25 protein-coding genes and 1 tRNA gene are annotated in these 24,791 nt (G+C 56.4%); 3 read left to right on the top strand and 23 right to left on the bottom strand.

Annotation, left to right across the window (positions count from 1 at the left end; translation table 11 throughout):
• The first annotated feature begins 197 nt into the window (after nucleotides 1-197).
• The 3 genes from JNM42_RS01240 (at nucleotide 198) to JNM42_RS01250 (ending at nucleotide 2,318) form a co-directional block, all read left to right on the top strand.
• Complete coding sequence (locus JNM42_RS01240) at nucleotides 198-392, top strand: hypothetical protein (RefSeq protein WP_294264948.1); 195 nt, start codon at nucleotides 198-200, stop codon at nucleotides 390-392.
• 272 nt (nucleotides 393-664) lie between these two features.
• Entirely contained in the window at nucleotides 665-1,504 is an 840-nt protein-coding gene (locus JNM42_RS01245) for a hypothetical protein (protein WP_294264951.1), read from the top strand.
• 625 nt (nucleotides 1,505-2,129) lie between these two features.
• Complete coding sequence (locus tag JNM42_RS01250) at nucleotides 2,130-2,318, top strand: hypothetical protein (RefSeq protein WP_294264955.1); 189 nt, start codon at nucleotides 2,130-2,132, stop codon at nucleotides 2,316-2,318.
• Between the two features lie 51 nt (nucleotides 2,319-2,369).
• On the opposite strand, the gene JNM42_RS01255 is transcribed toward JNM42_RS01250, so the two are convergent.
• From JNM42_RS01255 to glmM, 23 genes are all read right to left on the bottom strand, one after another.
• On the bottom strand, nucleotides 2,370-2,939 hold the full coding sequence (locus JNM42_RS01255) for an NUDIX hydrolase (protein ID WP_294264958.1): 570 nt from the start codon (nucleotides 2,937-2,939) through the stop codon (nucleotides 2,370-2,372).
• A 60-nt stretch (nucleotides 2,940-2,999) separates the two neighbouring features.
• Nucleotides 3,000-4,568, bottom strand: coding sequence for an NADH-quinone oxidoreductase subunit NuoN (gene nuoN, locus JNM42_RS01260; protein ID WP_294265055.1), 1,569 nt, complete (start codon nucleotides 4,566-4,568; stop codon nucleotides 3,000-3,002).
• 27 nt (nucleotides 4,569-4,595) lie between these two features.
• A complete protein-coding gene (locus tag JNM42_RS01265) occupies nucleotides 4,596-6,080 on the bottom strand; it encodes an NADH-quinone oxidoreductase subunit M (RefSeq protein WP_294265058.1) in 1,485 nt (494 codons plus the stop codon).
• 25 nt (nucleotides 6,081-6,105) lie between these two features.
• Complete coding sequence (gene nuoL / locus JNM42_RS01270; RefSeq protein ID WP_294264961.1) at nucleotides 6,106-8,178, bottom strand: NADH-quinone oxidoreductase subunit L; 2,073 nt, start codon at nucleotides 8,176-8,178, stop codon at nucleotides 6,106-6,108.
• Between the two features lie 2 nt (nucleotides 8,179-8,180).
• Entirely contained in the window at nucleotides 8,181-8,486 is a 306-nt protein-coding gene (gene nuoK / locus JNM42_RS01275) for an NADH-quinone oxidoreductase subunit NuoK (RefSeq protein ID WP_294264964.1), read from the bottom strand.
• Between the two features lie 101 nt (nucleotides 8,487-8,587).
• Complete coding sequence (locus tag JNM42_RS01280; protein ID WP_294264967.1) at nucleotides 8,588-9,190, bottom strand: NADH-quinone oxidoreductase subunit J; 603 nt, start codon at nucleotides 9,188-9,190, stop codon at nucleotides 8,588-8,590.
• Between the two features lie 135 nt (nucleotides 9,191-9,325).
• Nucleotides 9,326-9,814 carry an NADH-quinone oxidoreductase subunit NuoI gene (gene nuoI / locus JNM42_RS01285; RefSeq protein WP_294264969.1) on the bottom strand — a complete coding sequence of 163 codons (489 nt, stop codon included), beginning with the start codon at nucleotides 9,812-9,814 and terminating at the stop codon, nucleotides 9,326-9,328.
• 10 nt (nucleotides 9,815-9,824) lie between these two features.
• Nucleotides 9,825-10,871, bottom strand: coding sequence for an NADH-quinone oxidoreductase subunit NuoH (nuoH, locus tag JNM42_RS01290; RefSeq protein WP_294265062.1), 1,047 nt, complete (start codon nucleotides 10,869-10,871; stop codon nucleotides 9,825-9,827).
• 59 nt (nucleotides 10,872-10,930) lie between these two features.
• A complete protein-coding gene (nuoG, locus tag JNM42_RS01295; RefSeq protein WP_294264972.1) occupies nucleotides 10,931-13,261 on the bottom strand; it encodes an NADH-quinone oxidoreductase subunit NuoG in 2,331 nt (776 codons plus the stop codon).
• Between the two features lie 9 nt (nucleotides 13,262-13,270).
• A complete protein-coding gene (gene nuoF / locus JNM42_RS01300; protein ID WP_294265064.1) occupies nucleotides 13,271-14,578 on the bottom strand; it encodes an NADH-quinone oxidoreductase subunit NuoF in 1,308 nt (435 codons plus the stop codon).
• A gap of 26 nt (nucleotides 14,579-14,604) precedes the next feature.
• Nucleotides 14,605-15,078 carry an NADH-quinone oxidoreductase subunit NuoE gene (gene nuoE, locus JNM42_RS01305; RefSeq protein ID WP_294264974.1) on the bottom strand — a complete coding sequence of 158 codons (474 nt, stop codon included), beginning with the start codon at nucleotides 15,076-15,078 and terminating at the stop codon, nucleotides 14,605-14,607.
• Nucleotides 15,078-16,331: an NADH-quinone oxidoreductase subunit D gene (locus tag JNM42_RS01310; protein ID WP_294264976.1), complete on the bottom strand. Its 1,254-nt coding sequence runs from the start codon at nucleotides 16,329-16,331 to the stop codon at nucleotides 15,078-15,080. The genes nuoE and JNM42_RS01310 overlap by 1 nt, the downstream gene beginning before the upstream one ends.
• Nucleotides 16,324-16,929, bottom strand: a complete 606-nt coding sequence (locus JNM42_RS01315; protein ID WP_294264979.1) for an NADH-quinone oxidoreductase subunit C — start codon at nucleotides 16,927-16,929, stop codon at nucleotides 16,324-16,326. Before JNM42_RS01315 ends, JNM42_RS01310 begins: the two co-directional genes overlap by 8 nt.
• A gap of 18 nt (nucleotides 16,930-16,947) precedes the next feature.
• The gene (locus tag JNM42_RS01320) at nucleotides 16,948-17,424 is read right to left on the bottom strand and encodes an NADH-quinone oxidoreductase subunit B (protein WP_294264982.1); all 477 of its coding nucleotides are present in this window, start codon (nucleotides 17,422-17,424) and stop codon (nucleotides 16,948-16,950) included.
• A 3-nt stretch (nucleotides 17,425-17,427) separates the two neighbouring features.
• Entirely contained in the window at nucleotides 17,428-17,802 is a 375-nt protein-coding gene (locus JNM42_RS01325) for an NADH-quinone oxidoreductase subunit A (RefSeq protein ID WP_294264984.1), read from the bottom strand.
• 59 nt (nucleotides 17,803-17,861) lie between these two features.
• Nucleotides 17,862-17,946, bottom strand: a tRNA-Leu gene (locus tag JNM42_RS01330).
• Nucleotides 17,947-18,015: 69 nt separating this feature from the next.
• The gene (gene secG, locus JNM42_RS01335; RefSeq protein WP_294264988.1) at nucleotides 18,016-18,387 is read right to left on the bottom strand and encodes a preprotein translocase subunit SecG; all 372 of its coding nucleotides are present in this window, start codon (nucleotides 18,385-18,387) and stop codon (nucleotides 18,016-18,018) included.
• A gap of 4 nt (nucleotides 18,388-18,391) precedes the next feature.
• Nucleotides 18,392-19,147, bottom strand: coding sequence for a triose-phosphate isomerase (tpiA, locus tag JNM42_RS01340; RefSeq protein WP_294264990.1), 756 nt, complete (start codon nucleotides 19,145-19,147; stop codon nucleotides 18,392-18,394).
• Nucleotides 19,148-19,298: 151 nt separating this feature from the next.
• Entirely contained in the window at nucleotides 19,299-20,075 is a 777-nt protein-coding gene (gene pstB / locus JNM42_RS01345) for a phosphate ABC transporter ATP-binding protein PstB (RefSeq protein WP_294264993.1), read from the bottom strand.
• 35 nt (nucleotides 20,076-20,110) lie between these two features.
• Nucleotides 20,111-21,034 (bottom strand): phosphate ABC transporter permease PstA, encoded by a 924-nt coding sequence (gene pstA / locus JNM42_RS01350; protein ID WP_294264995.1) that lies wholly within the window; start codon nucleotides 21,032-21,034, stop codon nucleotides 20,111-20,113.
• Nucleotide 21,035: 1 nt separating this feature from the next.
• A complete protein-coding gene (pstC, locus tag JNM42_RS01355) occupies nucleotides 21,036-21,947 on the bottom strand; it encodes a phosphate ABC transporter permease subunit PstC (protein WP_294265067.1) in 912 nt (303 codons plus the stop codon).
• A gap of 118 nt (nucleotides 21,948-22,065) precedes the next feature.
• A complete protein-coding gene (locus tag JNM42_RS01360) occupies nucleotides 22,066-23,064 on the bottom strand; it encodes a PstS family phosphate ABC transporter substrate-binding protein (RefSeq protein ID WP_294264998.1) in 999 nt (332 codons plus the stop codon).
• 80 nt (nucleotides 23,065-23,144) lie between these two features.
• Entirely contained in the window at nucleotides 23,145-24,512 is a 1,368-nt protein-coding gene (glmM, locus tag JNM42_RS01365; protein WP_294265001.1) for a phosphoglucosamine mutase, read from the bottom strand.
• Between the last annotated feature and the right edge of the window lie 279 nt (nucleotides 24,513-24,791).

The following is a 24,791-nucleotide window of genomic DNA, read 5'->3' on the forward strand; positions in this document are numbered from 1 at the left end:
GCTAATTTGTCAGGAAAGAGCCAGCTCAGTGTCAAACCAGATCCTGTTATGCCTCGTTTCGAAATAAGTTGTTCCTCATTCACTGCTTGCGGTGGAGCCCCGTACGTTTGGCGATTCACCGGGGCTGGATAAATTAAAGTCGGGTAGATAGGTTGATGCCCCGGATTGTGGAAGTTTACATTTCGAGTCGAGATGGTGTGCTTCCGCTGGAAGGCATCGTCTCACGCGGCCAGCACGTGCGCGACCAACTCCTCTTTACGAATGTGGCTCTTGCTTACATGCTCAATCTCAATCCCGGCTTCGGCGCATACTTCATGCGCCCGATCACGAATCCGGTACGCAACACTTCGGCAAACTTCGGGGAGTCAAAAATTCAAATACTATGCTGGTAAATTAAGTTCGTCATGCCCTGCGCGTAACACACACCCGGCAACGTACCCACAATGATCACTCGATCAAGACAAGACAGAACTCCATGCAGGTTCGATGGGTACCTTTCCACCAGCCCATTGCCCGTCATGATCGTCTCCACCACCACTCGTCATCCTCCCGTCGTAACCCCTGTTTGGTCCCGACTCGTCCAGCTTAGGGGTAAAAGTCACCATGGTACACCGATGTCATCGTTCCGTATTATTATTGACCCTTCACAAGAGGAAATATTGTCATGCGCATGAGTATCGCTCATCTGAAGCTGTCATCATCAGTTGCCATCGGAGTGATCAGCATTCTTAGCCTGGGCGTTCCTGTTCGCGCCGAACCGGTCAGTGGTCTGATCGTTGAGCAGTCTCCCGGCGAGTCGCTCACCCCGAGTAAATTGACGGAAGCAGGCGCAAGCCCGACAAGTGATTCCGGCGATGTCGCGGACGAGAAGAATAAAGCAACAGGTGCCAAACCCGCACAAGAACCGTTAGCCAGGGATCGTCAATCGATCCAGCCATCCGCTGGGCGAAACGAAAGACTGTTGAACCAATCAGGTAGCCAGATCATCGAGTCATCAGGTTCACTAGCGGCGGATGCCCGTGCAAACGAGGACGGGTTGTTAAGCAGAGAGTTCAAGGAAGCCGTTCGCCCGCTATACGAAGACCTGGCGGGCTCGGCCGTTGTGGAAACTTTGCGCGGCCTGAAGTCAGATCTTGGACTGAATAGCAGTCCGTCGTTAAACGGGACGACTTCATCGGACTATTCGCAAAATGGAAGCAATAGCGCCCCACAAGATTCTGAGCCATGGCAAGGGCCCGGTAACAGATACGGACATCACAATCGAGCGCAACCCGCCGCCCAAACCGAAAAGGAAAAGCTGGTAGCCGCAGTCATGCTAGACGAGTTAATCGAGGCGGTAAAACCTTGGCTATACGGTCTGGCAGGCCTTTATATTTTTGGCTACATGGTCAAGTTGGGGCTGGACTACTTTAGCTGGAAAACCACTCGCTCTCGCAAGCGTGCAGCAAGGGGCAAACGACGCCACCGACGCCCGCAACGCCCGACCGATAATCGCGGTGCCTGATCTCTGGGGCTGATCCAAGCGTACATATCAGACCCTTGGTGCTAAGTGTTCAGAAAATTTGCATGGTTTGATTGTATTTTTGTTCCAACTATTTTGCCTCGCCTTTCTTGTGAACCCTGCTACTTCCCAACACTATTTTGAGCCCATCGCGCGCAAGAGCCAATTGACGGCCAGCGGGCTGGATATTGCGCTACGCCGAATTGGCGTTTTTCCTGATGCGGGGCCCGTTGGCGGCACTTTGCCAATCGCCTGCTGCTGGCGGCCGGAACTCTCCTGCTGCCGACCGGGGCGGTGTTTTTCTTTGCCTTCAACTGGAACGGCCTGCAACGCTCCGTGATAATGGCTCTGGTGGTGTTTCCACTAGCAGCCTGGCTGCACCAGACGGCCAACCATGGCAAAAGAGAGCGAACCATGCTTGAGCCCTTGCTCAATGTATTGCGAACTGAAGGCCATTTGCGCGGTGAGGTTTCGCCACCCAAGTCGAGCAAGGCGGGTAAGTCGTGCTGGATTATCCCCTTGCAAGTCATCTGTGGCTGGCTGACCGCCCTTTTCATTCAGCTCTTTTTCGGCATGGGAGCCGCGCCCTTGATAAAAGGTGCGGAGGACTGGATTTGTCGTCGGGCTGATGATGACCTCGCTGAGTGCTCTGTTGCTGGGGTTGCGCGTAGAGTCCCGGCTCTCCGGGAACGTCGGGTCTATGGTGTTGCTTCAGTTTCTGCTGGGCGGCGCATGTCAGGCCGGGCATGGTGCACTGATTGTCGGCGCCAGCCAACTCAGCAAGGGTGCGGGAAGTATCACCCCCGTTTTTTCATAGCTTCACTGGCTATCGGTTTGCAGTGTATCTTCGGCAGTTACACGCCAGCCCCTACCAACCGGAGCGCATGACTTTCTCGGCCCAGAACAGGGCCGTGATGGTTTTGCCGTCCGTGATTTCGCCCTTGCGAAACGCCAGCAGAGCGTCATCCAGGCTCAGATTGAGCACATCAAGAAACTCGCCGTGATCAAGCTGCTGGCCTGATTCGTGTTGCAGGCCGCGGGCAAGAAAGATCTCGATTCGCTCGTTGGAATACCCGATGCAAGGATGCATCACCCCCAGATAGCGCCAATCGCTGGCGCTGTGCCCGGTCTCCTCAAGCAGTTCCCGGGTTGCGGTATTCAGAATGTCTTCGCCCGGCTCGATTTTCCCGGCCGGCAACTCAAGAAAGGCTCGGCCTAGCGGATAGCGAAACTGTCTTTCGAAGATCAATTCACCGTTATCGAGCAGTGGAATGATGAGCACCGCTCCCGGGTGCATGACGTACTCCCGCGCACTTTCGTTCCCGTCAGGCAACTGAATGCGGTCATGGCGCACATCGAGCAGTTTTCCGCGATAGACCTGGGTGCTCTCGAGCTGAATTTCGTGCAGATGTCGATGCTCGTCTTTTTGGCTTTTCATTCGAAACCCTTAATGAAAACGCCCCGGCGAGCGGGGCGTCAATGGCATCAAGCGTGCAGATTACAGCGAACGCAACAGGGAAAACGCACAGAGAGACATCAGCGTCTGCGGGAAGATACCGAGCAGCGCCACGGCCAGGCCGTTGGCCGACATCAGGATTCTTGCGTTCATCGGTGCAGCGATGGGTGCCTTGTTGGCCGGCGGATCGAAATACATGACCTTGACCACGCGCAGGTAGTAATAGGCACCGACCAGCGAGAAGAATACGGCGGCGATGGCCAGCCACAGATAGCCGGCGGCAACGACCGCCTGCAGCACCGAAAACTTCGCAAAGAAGCCGACGAAGAAGGGCACGCCGGCCATTGAGAACATCATCATCATCATGACGGCGGCAAACCACGGGCTGCGCTTGTTCAGCCCGGCAAAATCGCTAATCTCGTCGGACTCGAAGCCGGATCGGGAAAGCAGCAGAATCATGCCGAAGGTCCCGGCGCTGGTCAGCACATAGGTAATGACGTAAAACATCGACGAGCTGTAGGCATTGAGGGCATAGCGTGCATCGCCACCCACGACGCCGGTCACCATACCTAGCAACATGAAGCCCATGTGCGATATGGCCGAATAGGCGAGCATGCGCTTGAGATTTGTTTGCGCGATGGCGGCAAAATTGCCGACAGCCATCGACAGCACGGCGAGGATCAGCAACATCGCCTGCCAGTCCTGCGAAACAACGATCAGCCCATTGACCAGCACCCGAATGACAATGGCGAAAGCCGCGAGCTTGGGCGCGCTGGCGATGAACAGCGTAACCGGTGTCGGCGCTCCGTGATAAACATCGGGAATCCACATGTGAAAGGGAACGACACCGAGCTTGAAGGCAATGCCGGAAACCAGGAAAACGACGCCAAAACCAAGAATTGTCTTGTTCGCCTGCCCGTTGAACAGGCGCTCGGCAATCGCCGAGATTTCTAGCGAGCCGGTGGCACCATAGATCATCGACATGCCGTAGAGCAACAAACCGGAAGCCAGCGCGCCGAGAACAAAATATTTCATCGCCGCCTCGGTCGCCGAAATCGAATCACGATTCAGCGCCACCAGGGCGTAAAGCGACAATGACAGCAACTCGATACCGATATAGACCGTCACCAGATTATTCGCTGAAATCATCACCATCATGCCCAGTGTCGCGAACAGGGTCAGCGTGTAATACTCGCTCTTGGCCATCTGTGCTCGATCAAGCAGGTAAGCGCGCGAGTAGAACAACACCAGCATCACGGTAAGATAAAGCATGAGCTTGAGCAGATCGCCCATCAGGTCGTCGACATACATCTTGCTGAAGGTATAGGTGATCTCGTCACCGACAGGTATACCCAGGGCCTCAACGAAACGGGGCGTCAGATCGGTAGCCGCTTCGGGGCCAAGGACAACGGCGATCAACAAGGACAAAAGTCGCGCGCTGGTAAAAACCGTAACCAGCGCCGCACCCATCAAAGTCAATTGGGTGAGGACGAAACTCAGCGTGTTTTTCTTGTCCCTGACAAACAGATCGACGATCAGGATCAGACAGGCCATGGACAGCAGGAAAATCTCGGCACTGACGGGATAGAGATCGGGCGGAACAAATTGCATTTCGGCAAGCGTCATGGCGGATACCAGTTATAGGATCTTGCTTACGGCGATGTGACGCAGCAGCTCATTGACCGAGCTGTGCATGACTTCGGTGAAAGGCTGCGGGTAGAGTCCCATGCCCAGTGCGCCTGTGGCGAGCAGAGTCAGAACCAGAAATTCGCGCGCACTGATATCGGTGAGTTCGGCGACATGATGATTGGCCACCGCACCGAAGACCACGCGCTTGTACATCCACAGCGTGTAGGCCGCACCGACGATCATTGTCGAGGCGGCAGCGAATGCCACCCAGAAATTAAACTTGACCGCTGCCAGAATGACCATGAACTCGCCGACAAAGCCGGAAGTCGCCGGCAGACCGGCGTTGGCCATGGCGAACAGCATGAAAAAGGCAGCGAACTTGGGCATGGTATTGACGACGCCGCCATAATCGACAATCTGGCGCGAATGCACACGGTCGTACATGACCCCGATGCAATAGAACATGGCGCCGGCTATGAAGCCGTGCGAGATCATCTGCACCAGCGCCCCTTCAAGGCCGAGCGCGCTGAACATGAAGAAACCGAGTGTCACAAAACCCATGTGGGCAATCGACGAATAGGCCACCAGCTTTTTCATGTCTTCCTGAACCAGTGCCACCAGACCGATATAGACGATGGCGATCAGCGACAGGCCGACGATCAGGCCGGAAAGTTCGTGCGACGCATCCGGCGCGATCGGCAAGGAGAAACGCAGGAAGCCATAGGCACCGAGTTTCAGGGCAATCGCGGCCAGCACGATCGAACCGCCAGTCGGTGCTTCAACGTGGGCATCCGGCAGCCAGGTATGCACCGGCCACATCGGCACCTTGACGGCAAAGGCAACCAGGAAGGCGAGGAAGATCCACATCTGGGGAACCATGGCGAGCGGCAGTTGATGCCAGTCAAGAATCGAGAAGCTGCCCCCCGACTGAACAAAAAGATAGATCAGCGAAATCAGGAAGAGCAGCGAACCCATCAGCGTAAAGAGGAAAAACTTGAACGCGGCATAGACGCGGTTCGGCCCACCCCAGACCCCGATGATCAGATAGAGCGGGATCAGCGACGCTTCAAAGAAGATATAGAACAGCATGCCGTCGAGTGCCGCGAAAATCCCGTTCAACAGCCCCGACATGATCAGGAAAGCGGCGTTGTACTGGGCCACCTTGTTGTCGATGACTTTCCATCCGGCGAGCACAACAATGACTGTGATGAAGCTGTTGAGCATCACAAAAAACATCGAGATGCCGTCTACGCCCAGATGGTAGTTGATGTTGAAGCGCGGAATCCACGGCGAAAGTTCGACGAACTGCATCGCCGGTGTCGCCATGTCGAAACCGGTGTAGAGCGGAAGGGTAACCAGCAACCCGAAAATGGCTCCAAGCAGGGCAAGCATTCGAGCCAGCGGAGAATTGCGATCCGATCCGGTTGCCAGAACGACAAAGCCGGCAATAATCGGAACCCAGATGGCGAGTGAGAGCAGCGGCAGACCTGACATATCGTTCCCAGTCATTTAGTACAGTTCAGGCGCGCAACAGCCAGAAGGAGAGTAGCGCACAGACACCAAAGATCATCGTGAAGGCGTAGTGGTAAATATGTCCGGACTGGAAGAAGCGCGCCATCATCGAGACCCAGCCGATCAGACGTACCGATCCGCCGACGATCAGTCCGTCGATCACGGCGACATCGCCGCCTTTCCAGAGCCCCTTGCCCAGCAGGCGTGCGCCGCCGGCGAAAAAAACCTCGTTGAACTTGTCGAAGTAGTATTTGTTGTCAAGCAGGGTGTAGATCGGCCCGCAAGCCGACTTGATCGCCGCCGGGATTTCCGGGCGCTTCAGATAGAAGAACCACGACAGGACAACGCCCGCCAGGGCCAGCCAGAACACCGGCGAACTGACGGCGTGGATCGCCATGGCCAGAGCGCCGTGGAATTCATGGGCCATTTCTTCCATTACCGGATGCGCTTCGGCGTTGATGAAAATGGCATTCTTGAAGAAATTGCCGTAGAGCATCGGCTCGATGGTGAGGTAGCCGATCACCACTGAGGGGATGGCCAGCAGGACCAGTGGCAGGGTTACCACCCACGGTGTTTCGTGCGGTTTCTGGCCGGGCGCCAGGCCGTGATGCTCTTCGTGCACATCGGCAACAGCGTGGTGATCGTCGCCATGTGCGGCAGGATCATCGTGCCTGGCAGGGGCCTGATGCGCCGCCTCATGAACCTTGCCGAAACGTTCCTCGCCATGGAAGACCAGGAAATACATGCGGAACGAATAGAAAGCGGTGACGAAGACGCCGGCCATCACTGCGAAATAGGCAAATCCCGAACCGCTGATGTGCGACAGGGCGACAGCTTCAATGATCGAGTCCTTCGAGTAGAAACCGGCAAAGAAGGGCGTTCCGATCAGCGCCAGCGAGCCGATCAGCGAGGTCAGCCAGGTAATCGGCATGTATTTGCGCAGGCCGCCCATGTTGCGGATGTCCTGGTCATGGTGCATGCCGATGATCACCGAACCGGCCCCAAGGAACAGCAGCGCCTTGAAGAAGGCATGCGTCATCAGGTGGAAGATCGCCACCGAATAGGCCGAGACGCCCAGCGCAACCGTCATGTAGCCGAGCTGCGACAGCGTCGAGTAAGCCACCACACGCTTGATGTCGTTCTGGATGATGCCAAGGAAACCCATGAACAGCGCGGTGATCGAGCCGATGATGATGACGAAGGACAGTGCCGTATCGGACAGCTCGAACAGCGGCGACATGCGCGCCACCATGAATATGCCGGCCGTGACCATGGTCGCCGCGTGGATCAGCGCGGAGATCGGCGTCGGGCCTTCCATCGAATCCGGAAGCCAGACATGCAGCGGGACCTGCGCCGACTTGCCCATCGCACCGATGAACAGCAGGATGCAGGTGGCACTCATCAGCGACACCGTACCCCAGTCGCGATCTGAGATCAGCGTGATCGTGGCATCGGCCAGTGCGGGGGCCTTATCGAACACGGTCTGGTAATCGAGCGTACCAAAATGCGCCAGAACCAGACCGATACCGAGAATGAAGCCGAAGTCACCGACCCGGTTGACCAGGAAGGCCTTCATGTTGGCAAAGATCGCCGTCGGTCGGGTGTACCAGAAGCCGATCAGCAGGTAGGAGACCAGACCCACCGCTTCCCAGCCAAAAAACAGTTGCATGAAGTTGTTGCTCATCACCAGCATCAGCATCGAGAAGGTGAACAGCGCAATGTAGCTGAAGAAGCGGTTGTAGCCCGGATCGTCGTGCATGTAGCCGATGGTATAGATATGCACCATCAGCGAGACAAAGGTAACGACCAGCATCATCGTTACCGTCAGTTGATCGATCAGAAAGCCGACTTCGAAAGCATAGTCGCCTGAAGTCAGCCACTGGTAGACCGGGCCGTTGTAGGTGTTACCGGCTTGCACATCCCGGAAAATGATGAGCGAGGCAATAAAAGCGATCGCCACGCCTGAAATGGCGGCGGTGTGCGCCAGCCAGCGCGGGATCACGCGGCAGAAAAGACCGGCAATGGCCGCCCCGGCAAGGGGTGCCAGGGGAACCAGCAGATAGAGTTTTTGCATTTCCATGGTCAACCCTTCAGGCTGTCCAGATCATCCACGTGGATGGTCTTCAGGTTGCGGAAGAGTACAACGAGAATCGCCAGACCAATCGCCGATTCAGCCGCAGCAACGGTCAGAATGAAGAAGACGAATACCTGTCCGGCAAGATCCTGCAGGTAATGCGAAAAGGCGATGAAGTTCATGTTTACCGCCAGCAGCATCAACTCGATCGACATCAGGATGATGATCAGATTCTTCCGGTTAAGGAATATACCGACGATGCTGATCGCAAAAAGAATCGCGCCTAATATCAAAAAATGGGACAGTGTTAGCAAGGTGCCTCCCTGGTTCCTTCTGCAAAGGGCAGCGTCTTGCGCCACCCCATCGAATTCTTGTATCTCGAAAGCTCAAAACTGCGTATCAGTAAAACAGCGTTTCATTCCCGCTTCTCGGAAGGCATTTGCAGCACGCGAACGCGATCCTTGGACTTGACGAAAACCTGCTGCGCCGGACTGACCGATTTACTCAATCGCTTGCCGCGCAGGGTCAGTGCTACCGCAGCGACCATGGCGACGAGGAGAATGACCGAGGCCAGCACAAACGGATAAACGTACTGGGTGAACAACAGGCGGGCAACGGCCTGGACATTGCTGTAACCGGCAGCCGTCTGCGCAACGTCATGATCGAACAGATCGGAAGAGGTGGCCCAGATCACGAGGCTCATTTCAGCCACCATCAGTAGCGCGACGATAGCCCCCAGTGGCAGGTAGCTCCAGAAGCCTTCGCGCAGACGGTCGAGGTTGATATCGAGCATCATCACAACAAACAGGAAGAGAACCATCACCGCACCGACATAGACGAGTACCAGTGCAATGGCGAGAAACTCGGCCTGCAGGAGAATCCACACGCCGCTTGCGCTGAAAAACGCCAGGACGAGATGCAGCGCGGCGTGCACCGGATTGCGCAAGGTCACGACACGCAGACTGGCATAAACCAGAACCGTGGAAAGAAAATAAAAAACGAAGGTCTTGAATTCCATCGTAGCGGTGCCTATCGTGAGAATCGTGTGAGCGACTCTCGAATCTCCCCTCGCCCTGGGGGAGAGGGGTCGGGGGTGAGGGAAACGGGAATGCGTACGGCGTTCATACTGTGAGATGCTCCAGATCCATTCCCGTTAACGGTATTTCGAGTCAAGTTCGCGGTCTTCGGCGATCTCGGCTTCATAGCGATCGCCGTTGGCCAGCAACATTGGCTTGGTGTAGTAAAGGTCACCACGCTTTTCGCCGTGGTACTCGAAAACGCGCGTCTCTACAATCGCATCAACCGGGCAGGCTTCTTCACAAAAGCCGCAGAAGATACATTTGTTCAGATCAATGTCGTAGCGTGTCGTACGGCGCGAGCCATCGTCCCGCTGCTCGGATTCGATAACGATGGCCAGCGCCGGACAAACGGCTTCACAGAGCTTGCAGGCAATACAGCGTTCTTCACCATTCGGATAGCGACGCAAGGCGTGCAAGCCACGAAAACGGAAACTCTGCGGTGTCTTTTCCTCAGGATACTGAACGGTGATCTTGCGCGCGAACATGTAGCGCCCGGTCACCGACATTCCCTTGAACAACTCCCTGAGCAGGAGGCTGTTGAAAATTTCTCTCATCGAACCCATGACTAGCCTCTCATTTCCAGATATTCCACGGCGACATCATCCAGAAACCGACAACCACCACCCAGATGAGGCAAACGGGGATGAATACTTTCCAACCCAGACGCATGATCTGGTCGTAGCGATAGCGCGGGAAGGTAGCGCGAATCCAGAAGAAGAAGAAAATAATCGCGGATATTTTTGCAAACAACCAGAAGATGCTGTCCGGCAAAAAACCGACGGGCGATAACCAGCCGCCGAGGAACAGCAGCGAGGTCAATGTCGAACACAGGATCATTGCCGAGTATTCGGCAAGCGAGAAGACGGCAAACGCCATCCCCGAATAGTCGACGTGGAAGCCGACGATCTCGGATTCGCCTTCGGCCATGTCAAATGGAGCGCGGTTTGTTTCAGCAACACAGGAAACCAGATATACGACAAACATCGGCAGCAATGACAACCAGTTCCACGACAGGAAACCCAGCCCCATTTCGGCAAAACGGCCCTGCCCCTGGCCTTTGACGATCTCGCCCAGATTAAGGCTGTTCGAGACCATCAGTACGACCACCAGCGCAAGACCCATCGCCACTTCATAGGAAATCAATTGCGCTGCTGAACGCATGCCGCCCAGAAAGGCATACTTGGAGTTGGAAGCCCAGCCGGCAAGCATGATGCCGTAAACGCCGATTGAGGTCATCGCCATGACGTAGAGCAGACTGGCATTGACATTTGCCAGGACCAGCGTGGCGTTGAAGGGAATCACCGCCCACGCCGCCAGCGCCGGGGCAAAGGCAAAAACCGGCGCCAGCAGAAAAACCGATCTGTCCGCTCCGGAGGGTATCACCACCTCTTTCAGCATCAGCTTGAGACCATCGGCAATGGGCTGAATCAATCCCCAGGGGCCCACGCGGTTCGGGCCAATACGCACCTGCATCCAGCCGATGATCTTGCGTTCCCAGAAGGTCACGTAGGCCACAATCAGCAGCAGCGGCGCAATGATCAGCATGACCTTGATCACCGTCCACACCAGCGTCAGAATGTTCGCCCAGGCCGAGCCGAAGGTGTCCTGGCCCAACTGCATCAACCCGTTGAAATACGGAATCAGGAAACCCGGCAACAGTTGCTGCATCACATCCACCATCATGCACGCTCCACGTCGATTGGCCCGAACATGTCACCCAGCGCTGCCGTTGAGACATGGGCTGCCGCCACCCGAACGCATCCTGCCGGTACGCTCTCATCGGCCTTCGCCGTCAGCAGTGCTTCACCCTGCCCCTGCCTGACTCGCACCTGAGAACCATCACTAAGCCCCGCCTGCACCAGCGTTGCGGCACACATGCGTGCCGTCGGCGCTGCCGCGTCTCGCGTTTGCTGCAAGGCGGCGCCACGGCGGACCAGCGGATCAGCGAAATAAATCGGTACATCGGCGATGCGTTGCAGTCCCTTACTGGCCGGGTCAGAGGAAAGCGCAAGGTCGCCGATGCCATTATCCAGGCCAGCAACAAAGACAGTCTCCGGCGCAACGATCTCGTCACGAACCTGTTCGCTGGACGTGTAATCGAAGCCGGGAATCGCCAGCAGGTTGCCGAGAACGCGCAGCACCTTCCAGCCCGGTCGCGCATCGCCCAGCGGACGACAGACGCCGTTAAAACTTTGAATACGTCCTTCGGTGTTAACGAACGAACCGGAGGTTTCGGTAAACGGAGCAAGCGGTAGCAGTACGTCGGCGTAATCAGGCGCGGCCTCGTGTTTGAAAGGCGTCAACATCACGACCAGCGCGGCCTGCTGTAGTGCAGCAACGGCCTGGTGCGGGTTGTAGCAGTCAAGTTCTGCTTCGATACCCAGCAGGACATAGGCCTGGCGCGGCTGAGCGAACATTTCGTAAGCGTTGAGCGCTGTCGGCAAGGCCCTGGCCACATGGCCGCCGACGCTGTTTGCCGCTTCCCCGATAAAGCCGAAACGGGCTCCGGTCAGAGTGGCTAGCAGAGACGCCAGGGCGTGAAGCTGGGCCGCCTGTGCGCTTTGCTCGGCCACATTGCCGAGGAAAATGGCGCGCTTCTCGCCGGCCAGCAGGCTTTCGGCAATCGCCTGGCTCACGGCGCAGGGCTCGACTGATTCCAGGCCGACCGGCAGTGCAACCTTCTTGATCCGGGCCGCTGCCTTGACCACGGCGGCCAGCGCCCTCGTCAAATCGGCCGGAGAGACCGTCATACGGGAATGCAGCCTGATCAGCGGATCGTCACCGGTCACCGATATCAGGCTGACCTGGCCCGACTGCTTGGCCAGTTGGCGCAAGCGTTGGGCGAACAGCGGGTGATCCTTGCGCAGGAAACTGCCAATCACCAGTGCGGCATCAAGATCCTTGATTTCGGACAGCTTCAGACCGAGCCATGGAATGCCTGCCAGCTTGCCTTCGCTTGAAAAATCGCGGCGACGCGGCCGAAAATCAACACTCCCCGAACCCAGGCCACGGGTCAGTTTCTGGAGCAGATACAGCTCTTCAAGCGTTGCGCTTGGCGCGGCAAGGGCTGCGATGGACTCGCCGCCGTGCGTCCTGGCAATGTCCGTCAGCGCATGTGAAACGTAGTCCAGCGCGATATTCCATTCGACTTCACGCAGGCTGCCATCGACACGGATCATTGGCTTCTGCAAGCGCTCACCTGAATTGAGCGCTTCGTAGGAGAAACGATCCTTGTCGGATATCCAGCACTCGTTGATCTCTTCGTTATCGCGCGGTAGAACACGCATGACGCGGTTGCTCTTGACCTGTACCGTCAGATTCGATCCGATGCTGTCGTGTGGGCTGACCGACTTGCGGTGCGACAGTTCCCAGCTGCGTGCCGAGTAACGGAACGGCCTGGATGTCAGTGCGCCAACCGGGCACAGGTCGATCATGTTGCCCGACAATTCGGAGTCAACCGTGCGCCCGACAAATGTTTGAATCTCCGAATGCATGTTGCGGTTGGCCATGCCGAGTTCCATCACACCGGCGATTTCCTGACCAAAACGGACACAACGCGTGCAATGGATACAACGCGACATTTCCTGCATTGAAACCAGCGGACCAATATCCTTGTGAAAAACGACGCGCTTGGCTTCATCGTAGCGTGAGGCGCTGCCCCCGTAACCGACCGCCAGATCCTGCAACTGACACTCGCCACCCTGATCGCATATTGGACAATCCAGCGGGTGGTTGATCAGCAGAAATTCCATCACGCCCTTCTGGGCATTGATGGCAAGCTCCGAGTGGGTAAAAACCTTCATGCCGCTGGTCACCGGCGTAGCACAGGCAGGCAGGGGCTTGGGTGCCTTCTCGACCTGCACCAGGCACATCCGGCAGTTGGCGGCGATCGAAAGCTTCTTGTGGTAGCAAAAATGCGGGATATAAACGCCAATGAGCTGTGCGGCATCCATGATGGTGCTACCCGCTGGCACCTGCACCTGCTTGCCGTCAATTTCAATATCTAGCATATCGCTACCTTAGACCGTTGCCTTGAAGAAGCCACTGCCAGCGCGCTGAACATCAGGCGGAACCAGGCACTTCTTGTGTTCGATGTGGTACGCAAACTCGTCACGGAAATGCTTGACGAAGCTCTGCACCGGCATCGAAGCGGCATCGCCAAGCGCGCAAATGGTGCGTCCCATGATGTTGGTGGTCACACTGCCGAGCAGGTCGAGGTCATCCGGACGTCCCTGCCCGTTCTCGATGCGGTGGACAATCTTGTACAACCAGTTGGTGCCTTCGCGGCACGGCGTACATTGCCCGCAGGACTCTTCGTAGTAAAAGAAGGAAAGGCGTTCGAGCGCTTTCACCATGCAGGTTGTCTCATCCATGACGATGACTGCCCCGGAACCGAGCATCGAACCCGCCTTGCTGATCGAGTCGTAGTCCATCGTGCAGTCCATCATGGTGGCGCCAGGCACCACCGGGGAGGATGAACCGCCCGGTATGCAGCCCTTCAGCTTGCGCCCGCCACGCATGCCGCCGGCCATTTCGAGCAGCGTCGAAAAAGGCGTTCCGAGCGGAATTTCGTAATTGCCCGGCCGGTTGACATGGCCGGAAACCGAAAACAGTTTGGTGCCGCCGTTATTGGCCAGTCCGGCTTCCAGATAGGCCTCGCCGCCGATATTCATGATGAAGGGGACGGCGCCGAAAGTTTCGGTGTTGTTGATCGTTGTCGGCTTGCCGTAAAGACCGAAGCTGGCCGGAAATGGTGGCTTGAAGCGCGGTTGTCCCTTCTTGCCCTCAATCGACTCGAGGAGTGCGGTTTCTTCGCCGCAGATATAGGCGCCGTAACCGGGGTGGGCAAAAAGCTCGAAATCGAAGCCGGAACCGAGAATGTTCTTGCCGAGCAGGCCGGCCGCAATGGCCTCGTCCAGCGCTTCCTCAAAACGAGTGTAAACTTCCCAGATTTCACCATGGATGTAGTTATAACCGCGCGCCGCGCCCATGGCATAGGCGGCGATGGCCATCCCTTCGATGACCGAATGCGGATTGAAGAGCAGGATGTCCCGATCCTTGAAGGTTCCCGGTTCGCCCTCGTCGGAATTACAGACGACGTACTTGTCGCCCGGAAAGGCACGCGGCATGAAGCTCCATTTCAGTCCGGTCGGAAAGCCGGCGCCACCGCGACCGCGCAGGACGGATTTCTTGACCTCGTTGATCACCTGATCCTGCGGCATTTTTTTGGAGAGAATTCGTTTCAGGGCCGAATAACCACCGCGCTTGACGTAGGCGTCCAGCCGCCAGTCACGATCATTGTTGCCATCGAGCCCAACGGTGAGCATCGGATTGAGTGCGCCGAGGATCGCCATTATTCGAGCTCCGCCAGCAGTTTATCGATTTGCTCAGGGTACATCCAGCTGCACATGCGATGGTTATTGACCAGCATCACCGGGGCATCACCGCACGCCCCCATGCACTCGCCTTCCTTGAGCGTTATCCTGCCGTCAGGTGTCGTCTCGTTGTAACCGACACCCAGTTTTTTCTTCAGGTACTCGCCGGCATCGACACCGCCGGACAGCATGCACGGAAGATTGGTACAGACCGTCAGTTTGTATTTGCCAACCGGCTTCAGGTTATACATGTTGTAGAAACTGGCCACTTCGTAGGCGGCAATCGGTGCCATGCCAAGGTAGTTGGCGACAAACTCGATAGCCTCGCTTGACAGCCAGCCCTGCTCTTCCTGGGCAATCGCCAGCGCCGCCATAACCGCCGACTGTTTCTGCTCAACCGGATACTTGGCGATCTCTCGATCAATTCTCTTCAATGATTCTGTAGTCAGCATCAGCGGTCAATCTCGCCAAAAACGATGTCAATTGTGCCGACCATCGTTACCACGTCGGCAATCATGTGGCCACGTGTCAGCTCGTTCATGGCCGACAGATGGACGTAACCCGGCGAACGGATTTTCAGGCGGTAAGGCTTGTTGGCGCCATCCGAAATCGCGTAGATCCCAAACTCGCCTTTGGGGTGTTCGACGGCTGAGTACACCTGACCTTCGGGCACGTGAATACCCTCGGTGCACAACTTGAAGTGGTGGATCAGTTCCTCCATGTTCGACTTCATGTTCGCACGCGGAGGCGACGCGACCTTGTAGTTATCGGTGATCACCGGACCCGGATTGACACGCAACCAGTCGATACACTGTTTGATGATGCGATTCGACTGGCGCATTTCCTCGACCCGAACGAGGTAGCGGTCATAGCAGTCACCGGTCACGCCGACTGGAATATCGAAATCGAGTCGGTCATAAACCTCGTAAGACTGCTTCTTGCGCAGATCCCAGGCGATGCCCGAACCGCGCAGCATCGGTCCGGTAAAACCCAGTTGCATGGCACGCTCGGGAGAGACGATGCCGACATCAACCAGTCGCTGCTTCCAGATACGGTTATCGGTCAGCAGGGTTTCGTATTCGTCGAGGATTTTCGGAAAACGGCTGACAAAATCCCCAAGAAAATCGAGCAAAGAACCGCTGCGCACCTCATTGATCTTCTTGACCTCTGTTGCACTCTTCCATTTCGACTCGCGATACTGCGGCATGCTGTCCGGCAGATCACGATAGACGCCCCCCGGACGATAGTAAGCGGCATGCATGCGGGCGCCGGAAACAGCTTCATAACAGTCGACCAGATCCTCACGCTCACGGAAAGCGTAAAGGACCATGGTCATCGCACCGACATCAAGTCCATGCGCACCAATCCACAACAAGTGATTCAGAATGCGCGTTACCTCGTCGAACATCACGCGGATGTACTGAGCGCGAATCGGCACCTCGATTGCGAGCAGTCTTTCGATCGCCATGCAGTAGGCGTGCTCGTTGCACATCATCGACATGTAATCGAGTCGATCCATGTAAGGAACCGACTGCACCCAGGTTTTGGTTTCCGCCAGTTTTTCTGTCGCGCGATGCAGCAATCCGATGTGCGGGTCAGCACGCATCACGACTTCGCCGTCAAGCTCGAGCACCATGCGCAACACACCGTGCGCGGCAGGATGTTGCGGTCCGAAGTTGAGCGTGTAGTTCTGGATATCAGGCATTTTCCACGTCCCCGTAGCTCTCTTCACGAACAATTCGCGGCGTGACCTCACGCGGCTCGATGCTCACCGGCTGATAAATCACGCGTTTCTGATCAGGGTCGTAGCGCATCTCGACATATCCGGAAATCGGAAAATCCTTGCGGAAGGGATGCCCGATGAAGCCATAGTCGGTCAGAATCCGGCGCAGGTCGGCATGCCCGGGAAAAACAATCCCGTAAAGGTCGAAGGCTTCACGCTCGAACCAGTTCACCGAATTCCAGATCGAAACGATTGAAGGAATCGAGGGAAAATCATCATCCGGTGCGAAACAGCGAACACGGACACGCCAGTTGTGCGTAACCGATATCAGGTGGCTGACGGCGGCAAAACGCTTGCCGGCCCACTCGCCATTTCCATAGGTGGAGTAATCGACTCCGCACAGGTCCATCAACTCCTCGAATCGCAACTCCGGCTCATCGCGCAGCATAGTCATTACGCCGGGATAATCAGCCACGTCGACGTCAATAGTGATTTCACCCAGGGCAAGCTGTAGCGACCCGATTCGATCGCCGAGATGTTTTTGCAGATTCTGGCTAAGCATTTCAAGCTTGGCGGACATGATGCATTCTCGGTTGGTTTATCGGGCGATGGTGCTGGTACGGCGGATCTTGTTCTGCAACTGGATCAGGCCATAAATCAGCGCCTCAGCAGTTGGCGGGCAACCGGGAACATAGATATCGACAGGAACGATGCGGTCACAGCCACGGACTACCGAATAGGAATAGTGGTAATACCCCCCGCCATTGGCACAGGAGCCCATGGAAATCACCCAGCGCGGCTCGGCCATCTGGTCATAGACCTTGCGCATGGCCGGAGCCATCTTGTTGGTCAGCGTTCCGGCAACGATCATCACATCAGACTGGCGCGGACTGGGGCGAAATACGATACCGAAGCGGTCCAGATCGTAACGTGAGCAACCGGCATGGATCATTTCGATCGCACAACAGGCCAGACCGAAGGACATCGGCCACATTGAACCGGTGCGCATGTAGTTGATCAGCTTGTCGGCTGTCGTTGTAACAAAGCCTTCCTGGAGAATGCCATCAATAGCCATCGTTCACTCCCAATCCAGTGCGCCCTTGGCCCAGGCATAGGCATAGCCAACGACCAGAATGATGATAAAAACCAGCATCTCGACAAAGCCGAACCACTTGACCGATTCGGTGTGGACGATCTCCTTGAAGATCGTCGCCCACGGTACAAGGAAGGCTACTTCGAGATCAAACAGGATAAACAGGATGGCGATCAGGTAGTAGCGCACATCGAATTTCATGCGCGCATCCTCGAAAGCTTCGAAACCGCACTCGTACGGAGAGAGCTTTTCGCTATCGGGACGATGGGGAGCGACCAGCAGACCGGTGATGACCGGCGCAATACCAAATACGATACCAATCAGGATGAAGATAAAAACCGGGAAATAGTTTTCCAGCATGATCCGCCACGCTATCGCTTACATTCAGACCGGAGTCACCCGCATTGGACAACTCCACTTGGTGCCGACGATGAGACTCGAACTCATACGACCTAAGTCACTACCCCCTCAAGATAGCGTGTCTACCAATTTCACCACGTCGGCACAGCTATAGTCAGACGGCGAGGTACAACTACGAGGGGAAGCACCCCTCGCCGCTTTGCTGCAGTCACTCTACTTCGGAATATCTTTTGACTTCGAGCCAGAATCCACGGGGATTCCAGCCTTGTCAGCCGCCGCCGGAGCGGGCACCGAAACAGCCTCGGATTTTACCGCATCCTGCATCACACTACCAGTCGTTTTTGGCTTGTGGGAGGCTATATAGGCCAGTGAAAGGCTGGTTACGAAAAACACGGCGGCCAGCACTGCGGTGGAGCGGCTCAGGAAGTTGGCAGACCCCGTCGCTCCGAACAGGCTGCCCGAGGCACCACTACCGAAAGCCGCGCCCATGTCAGCACCCTTGCCGTGTTGCACCAGCACCAGACCGATGACGCTGATCGCCGCCAGAATGTGAATCACCAGAACTGTAGAAAACAGATAGTCCATGTTGTTATTGAGCCGCTGCGCGACAAATCGCCAGAAAGTCAGCCGCAACCAAAGACGCACCACCGATCAGACCACCATCGATATCAGGCATGCCGAACAGTTCGACCGCATTGGACGGCTTGACACTGCCACCGTAGAGAATTTGCAGACCTTCGGCCACCTTGGCATCGGCACGGGCAATCTGTGCGCGTATGGCGGCATGCACTTCCTGCGCCTGCTCGGAGGTCGCCGTACGACCGGTACCAATGGCCCAAACCGGCTCATAGGCAACAACAGCGCCGGAGAACGCGGCCACACCAGTGCGCTTCAGAACAGCATCCATTTGCGCCGAAACCACGGCGACGGTCTGCCCGGCTTCACGCTGCTCCAGCGTTTCACCGACACAAAGAACCGGACATAAACCGGCGGCCAGCGCAGCTGCAAACTTTTCGGCAACCAGGGTATCGGACTCACCATAGATAGCACGACGTTCGGAGTGCCCGACCAGCACATAACGACAGGAAAAATCCTTCAGCATTGCCGCACTGACTTCGCCGGTGAAGGCACCCTGTGCCTGCTCGCTCATATTTTGCGCACCCCAGGCGACAGATGTTCCGGTCAACGCGGACTGCGCCTGAGCCAGATAGGGGAAGGGGACGCAAACTGCCGCCGACATTCCACGCAATTGGGCTACACCGGCTACAACGTCCTGAAGCAATTGCAGGTTGGTCTTGAGCCCACCGTGCATCTTCCAATTACCCGCTACGAGCTTTTGACGCATTGTACACCCCCAAGAAAAAGGGAGGATTATAGTCAGACAGAGCCCTTCAGGTCAATAAAAAGACACTAAGCGCTTTTCCGGAAGCATAAAAAAGCGGCCGCTGGAAAGCGGCCGCCAGAGCAGGAAATACAAGGCAATCCGCCGTTTCAGGCTAACCAAAACGACCGGTAATATAATCCTCGGTCTCCTTCTTGTTGGGCTTGATGAAAACCTGATCGGTTTCGCCAAACTCGACCATCTCGCCGATATACATGTACGCGGTATAGTCCGAAATCCGGGCAGCCTGTTGCATGTTGTGCGTCACGATCAGAATCGTCACCTTCTCCTTCAACTCGGTGATGAGTTCCTCAATACTGGCCGTGGCGATCGGGTCGAGTGCCGAGGTCGGTTCGTCGAACAACATCAATTCCGGATCAGTCGCCAAAGCACGGGCGATGCACAGGCGTTGCTGCTGCCCCCCCGACAGATTGGCGCCCTGTTCATTCAGACGATCCTTGACCTCTCCCCACAGTGCGGCGCTGCGCAGCGCCGCCTCGACCTTGTCGTCGATCACCGAACGAGCGCTTTCACCGCGCACACGCAAGCCGTAGGCAACGTTCTCATAAATCGATTTCGGAAACGGATTGGGTTTCTGAAAGACCATGCTGATGCGCATGCGCACCTCGATCGGATCGACCTTTGGCGATAGCAGGTCGGTATGGTCGGGGTGGAAATCGATCGCTCCCTCATAACGATTACCCGGATACAGATCGTGCATGCGGTTGAAGCAGCGCAAATAAGTCGATTTTCCGCAGCCCGAAGGCCCGATCAGGGAGGTCACCCTTTTCTCGTAGATCGGCATGTTGACGTTCTTGAGCGCCTGAAAACTGCCGTAAAAAAAACTCAGGTTCCGGGCTTCCGCCTTGAGCGGCAATTGCGTCTCTTGCATGTTGATTTCAATCATAAAATTTTACCCAGGCATCCCTACCAATTGATATTCTTGCGCAATCGGTAGCGCAACCAGATGGCCAGTCCGTTCATGGCCAATGTCATCAGAACAAGAATGAAGCCGGCCGCCGCCGCATTGGCGAGAAAGGCCGCCTCCGGTCGCGAAGTCCAGTTGAACATCTGGATCGGCATCACGGTAAAGGGGGCAAATAGCCAGTCAAACACTCCAGCCGGCGGTTCTCCCGTAAAGGGTGCCGGAGGCAGGAAGGCAATGAAGGTCAGAGCGCCCACGGTAATGATCGGTGCGGTTTCACCAATGGCCCGCGCCATGCCGATGATCACACCGGTCAGAATGCCGGCGCTGGAATAAGGAACGATATGGTCGCTGACCACCTGCCAGGTGGTCGCTCCACAGGCATAGGCGCCCTCCCGGATGATCTGGGGAATCGAGCGGATCGCTTCGCGGGTGGCGACAATGACAACCGGTAAAATCAGCAACGCCAGGGTCAGGCCGGCAGTCAGGATGCTTTGCCCGAGGCCGAAGGTATAAACAAACAGGCCGAGCGCCAGCAAACCATATATTATCGATGGAACACCAGCCAGATTGCTGACATTGATCTCGATGATGTCGGTCACCCAGTTCTTTCGAGCATATTCTTCGAGGTAAACGCCAGCCGCCACCCCTAAAGGTACGGCAGCAACTGCGGTCACCAGCATTACCAGCACCGAGCCCACCCAGGCCGAGAGTATCCCCGCGTTGGCGGCACGCCGCGAGGGAAAGGAAGTCAGAAATTCCCAACTGATTCGACCCAGTCCATTGATTGCCATATCGGCGAACAGCGCGGTGAAGGTCATCAGAGCGATCATCAGCGCCAGGATACCGAGCAGACCAAACATCATGTCCCAGCGCTTGTGCGCAACGATCATCGTGCGCAGAGCCTGCAATTCCTGTTGATTCATTTCAGTACACCTCGCGATACTTCTTGCGCATGTAAAAGCCGATCAGGTTGAATACCAGCGTCAGCAGCATCAGCGTCAAACCGGCAGCAAAGATCGTCTGATATCCGATGCTGCCGTGCGGCAGGTCACCCAGCGCCACCTGAACGATGAAGGAAGTGATCGTTGCACCGGGCTCCGCCGGGTTGAAGGTCAGATTCGGCTGCATACCGGCCGCTACCGCAAGAATCATCGTCTCGCCGACTGCCCGCGAGATGCCGAGAATGTACGCTGCGGCGATCCCCGAGGTGGCCGCTGGCACGACAACCCGCAAGGCGGTCTGCAGGCGGGTGGCTCCGGTGGCGTAAGACCCTTCACGCAGCGCCATGGGGACAGCGCGCATGGCATCCTCGGAGAGCGACGCAACATAAGGTATGATCATGACTCCCATGACCATACCGGCAGAAAGCAGATTGAAACCGGGCAATTCAGGGAACACTTTTTGCAGCAAGGGGGTCACGAACAGCAAGGCAAAGTAGCCGTAAATGATCGTTGGAATACCGCCAAGCAACTCAAGGAATGGCTTGGCAATCTCCCGAATGCTGAAGGGTGCAAACTCGGAGAGGTAAATGGCGATGATGGTCCCCAGGGGAATCGCCACCAGCAAGGCCACCATCGAACTGGTAATGGTTCCGGAGAGCAGTACCATGATGCCGTAGTGGGCATCATCAAAAAGTGGTGTCCACTGCGTATCGAAAAGGAAATCGGTCAGCGGAACGTGTTGAAAGAAAATCCAGGACTCTTTGACCAGAATGTAGACAATCGCTGTCGTGGTAAAAACCGAAAGAAACGCCGCGAGAAAAAGGATCGCCTCGATCACCCGTTCCTTGAAATGGCGGGAAAAGTCTTTTTTCAGTCGATCACTCGGTTGCGGCATAAGGTCAAGACTTTCGGCAGTAATAGCGTATGAATTCACCGGCAAAACCCCCAGGAATAGCCTGCTTGAGGCATTGAAAGCCCCCGGTCAGGCCGGGGGATGTATTCAGGGAGTCTTGTTACTTGGCTTCCAGCTTCATCAATTCCTCGATGGTGATACCAACCTTGTTCTCGCCGCCAAACTTGGTTCCCTTGTCGCGCTTGGCAAAGTGACCCAGGTTGTAGTCATAGGCCTTGGCAGGCAAGGGAACATACTTGACTTCCTTGGTCAGCTTCTCGGCGTTTTTCATGTAGTACTCTACGAACTCCTTGACTTCAGGCTTGTCGGCCGACTTGGCATTGACGTAAATGAAGATCGGTCGAGCCAGCGGCTGGTAGCTACCGTCAATTACCGTCTTGATTGACGGGGCAACCGCCGGCTTGCCTTCCTTATCGACAATCGGCACCGCCCTCAGTTTGTCCTTGTTTTCCTCGTAGTAGGCAAAACCGAAGAAGCCAAGGGCACCGACATCGCGAGCCACGCCCTGAACCAGGACATTGTCGTCCTCCGAGGCGGTGAAGTCGCCGCGGCTGGCCTTCGACTTGCCGTTGATGGCTTCGGTGAAATAATCGAAGGTACCCGAATCGGCGCCGGCACCGAACAGCTTCAGCGGACGATCCGGCCAGGCCGGATTAACCTGCTTCCAGTTGGTGATCTTGCCCTGCGCGCCAGGCTCCCACATAGTTTTGAGTTCGGCGACGGTCAGCGACTTGATCCAGTCATTTTTCGGATTGACAACCACAGTCAGCGCATCGTAGGCCACCGGAAGTTCCATGTATTCAATACCTGCCGCCTTGCAATCGTCAATTTCCTTCTTGAGGATGGGGCGCGAAGCGTTTGAAATATCGGTCTCGCCACGACAGAACTTCTTGAAGCCGCCGCCGGTACCGGAAATTCCAACCGTCACCTTGATGGCGTTCTTCTTGGACTTCTGAAAATCCTCGGCAACCGCTTCGGTAATCGGATAAACCGTTGACGAGCCATCAACCTTGACCAGTACATCCGCGTGAACCAGCCCGGAGGCAGAAACACCGGATAGAACCAAAGCCGCCGCAGCGGCGTAATTTGTGATCTTCATGCAACATTCTCCTTGGGTAGACATGACTAAAACAGCGAACGGCGACAAGTTTAACCGGGGAATGTTACAACTCTGTTACATCACGATTTTACTGCTTCACGCACTGCCGCTGCGAGTTTTTCTGCCGCGGCCCGTACTTTATCCGCATCCTGACCTTCGACCATGACGCGCAAAAGCGGCTCGGTTCCCGAGGCGCGCAGCAGCACCCGGCCTTGACCCTGCAGCGCCGATTCCACTTCCTGCAAAACGGCGCGAATCAGCGGATGATCTTGCCATGGAAAACCCTTGACCAGAGGCACATTGATCAATAACTGCGGATACAGCGTCAACTGTCCCAGCAGGGAAACGAGATCGCCTCCCTCCTCGCGCAACGCCGTGAGCACCTGCAAGGCCGAAACGATTCCGTCACCGGTGCTGTGTTTGTCGAGACAGAGGATATGTCCCGAGTTTTCACCCCCGAACAACCAGCCCTTCTCACGCAACATTTCCAGCACGTAACGGTCGCCGACGTCGGCCCGGGCAAAAGGCACGTTCAATCCGGCCAGCGCGTGTTCAAAGGCCAGGTTGGTCATCAACGTTCCCGCAACACCAGTCACCGGGCCTTGCCGCAGACGGCTACGGACCAGCGCCAGTAGCAATTGATCGCCGTCATAGACGCGGCCGGCGGCATCGACCATCATCACGCGATCCGCGTCACCGTCTAGGGCAATGCCCAGATCAGCCTGGTGCGCCAGAACCGCCTTGCTCAACGTCGAAGGCGCCGTCGCCCCAACGTCCTTGTTGATATTCAGGCCATTGGGCTCGGCGCCGATGGCGACCACCTCGGCACCCAACTCGTGAAAGACATGCGGCGCAATGTGGTAGGCCGCGCCGTGGGCGCAATCGACAACGATCTTCAGTCCGCGCAGGTCGAGATCGTTCGGGAAGGTGCTTTTGCAAAACTCTATGTAACGACCGGCCGCATCATCGATCCGGCGTGCACGGCCGAGTTCTGCCGATTGCACGCAGACTAACGGCTCATCGATCCCGGCCTCGATCTTCGCTTCCAGCGCATCCTCCAGCTTGGTGCCATGCCCGGAAAAAAACTTGATGCCGTTATCGTAGAAGGGATTGTGCGAAGCCGAAATGACAATCCCGGCCTGCAGGCGAAGCGCTCGTGTCAGGTAGGCAACGGCTGGTGTCGGCATCGGCCCGACCAGGCAGACATCGACCCCCGCTGCCGAAAAACCGGCTTCCAGCGCAGCCTCCAGCATATAACCGGAGATCCGCGTGTCCTTGCCGATCAATACCGCCGGGCGCTCGCCGGCCTTGTGCTTACCCCTGGCCGACTCGTCGGCAACCAGCACCTTGCCCGCCGCATAGCCGAGGTGCATCACGAAATCCGGCGTAATCGGGGACTGCCCCACCCGGCCGCGAATGCCATCGGTACCAAAATATCTTCTTGTCACTTGTTCTCTCCCCCGCCGTACCGGAATGGTTTGGCGTCAAAGCCCGACATTGTACTTAAACCTCTGGCGCTAGCGCTAATGCTATGCAAAACAACTCAAGCCATCGATGATGCGTGAAGCATGGGGCGGTGATCCGAAACACACTCTTCCCGAATTGTCGATAAATAAAATATGGGCTGCGATCAGAAAACATCGATCAACGACATCAAATCGAATTTTTAATGCCAAATATCGCATCAAAAAAACCGACCCGCAACACTCGTCAACAGGCCATTCCAG

It is taken from the genome of Propionivibrio sp. (assembly GCF_016790145.1).
In the GTDB taxonomy this organism is placed as follows: domain Bacteria; phylum Pseudomonadota; class Gammaproteobacteria; order Burkholderiales; family Rhodocyclaceae; genus Propionivibrio.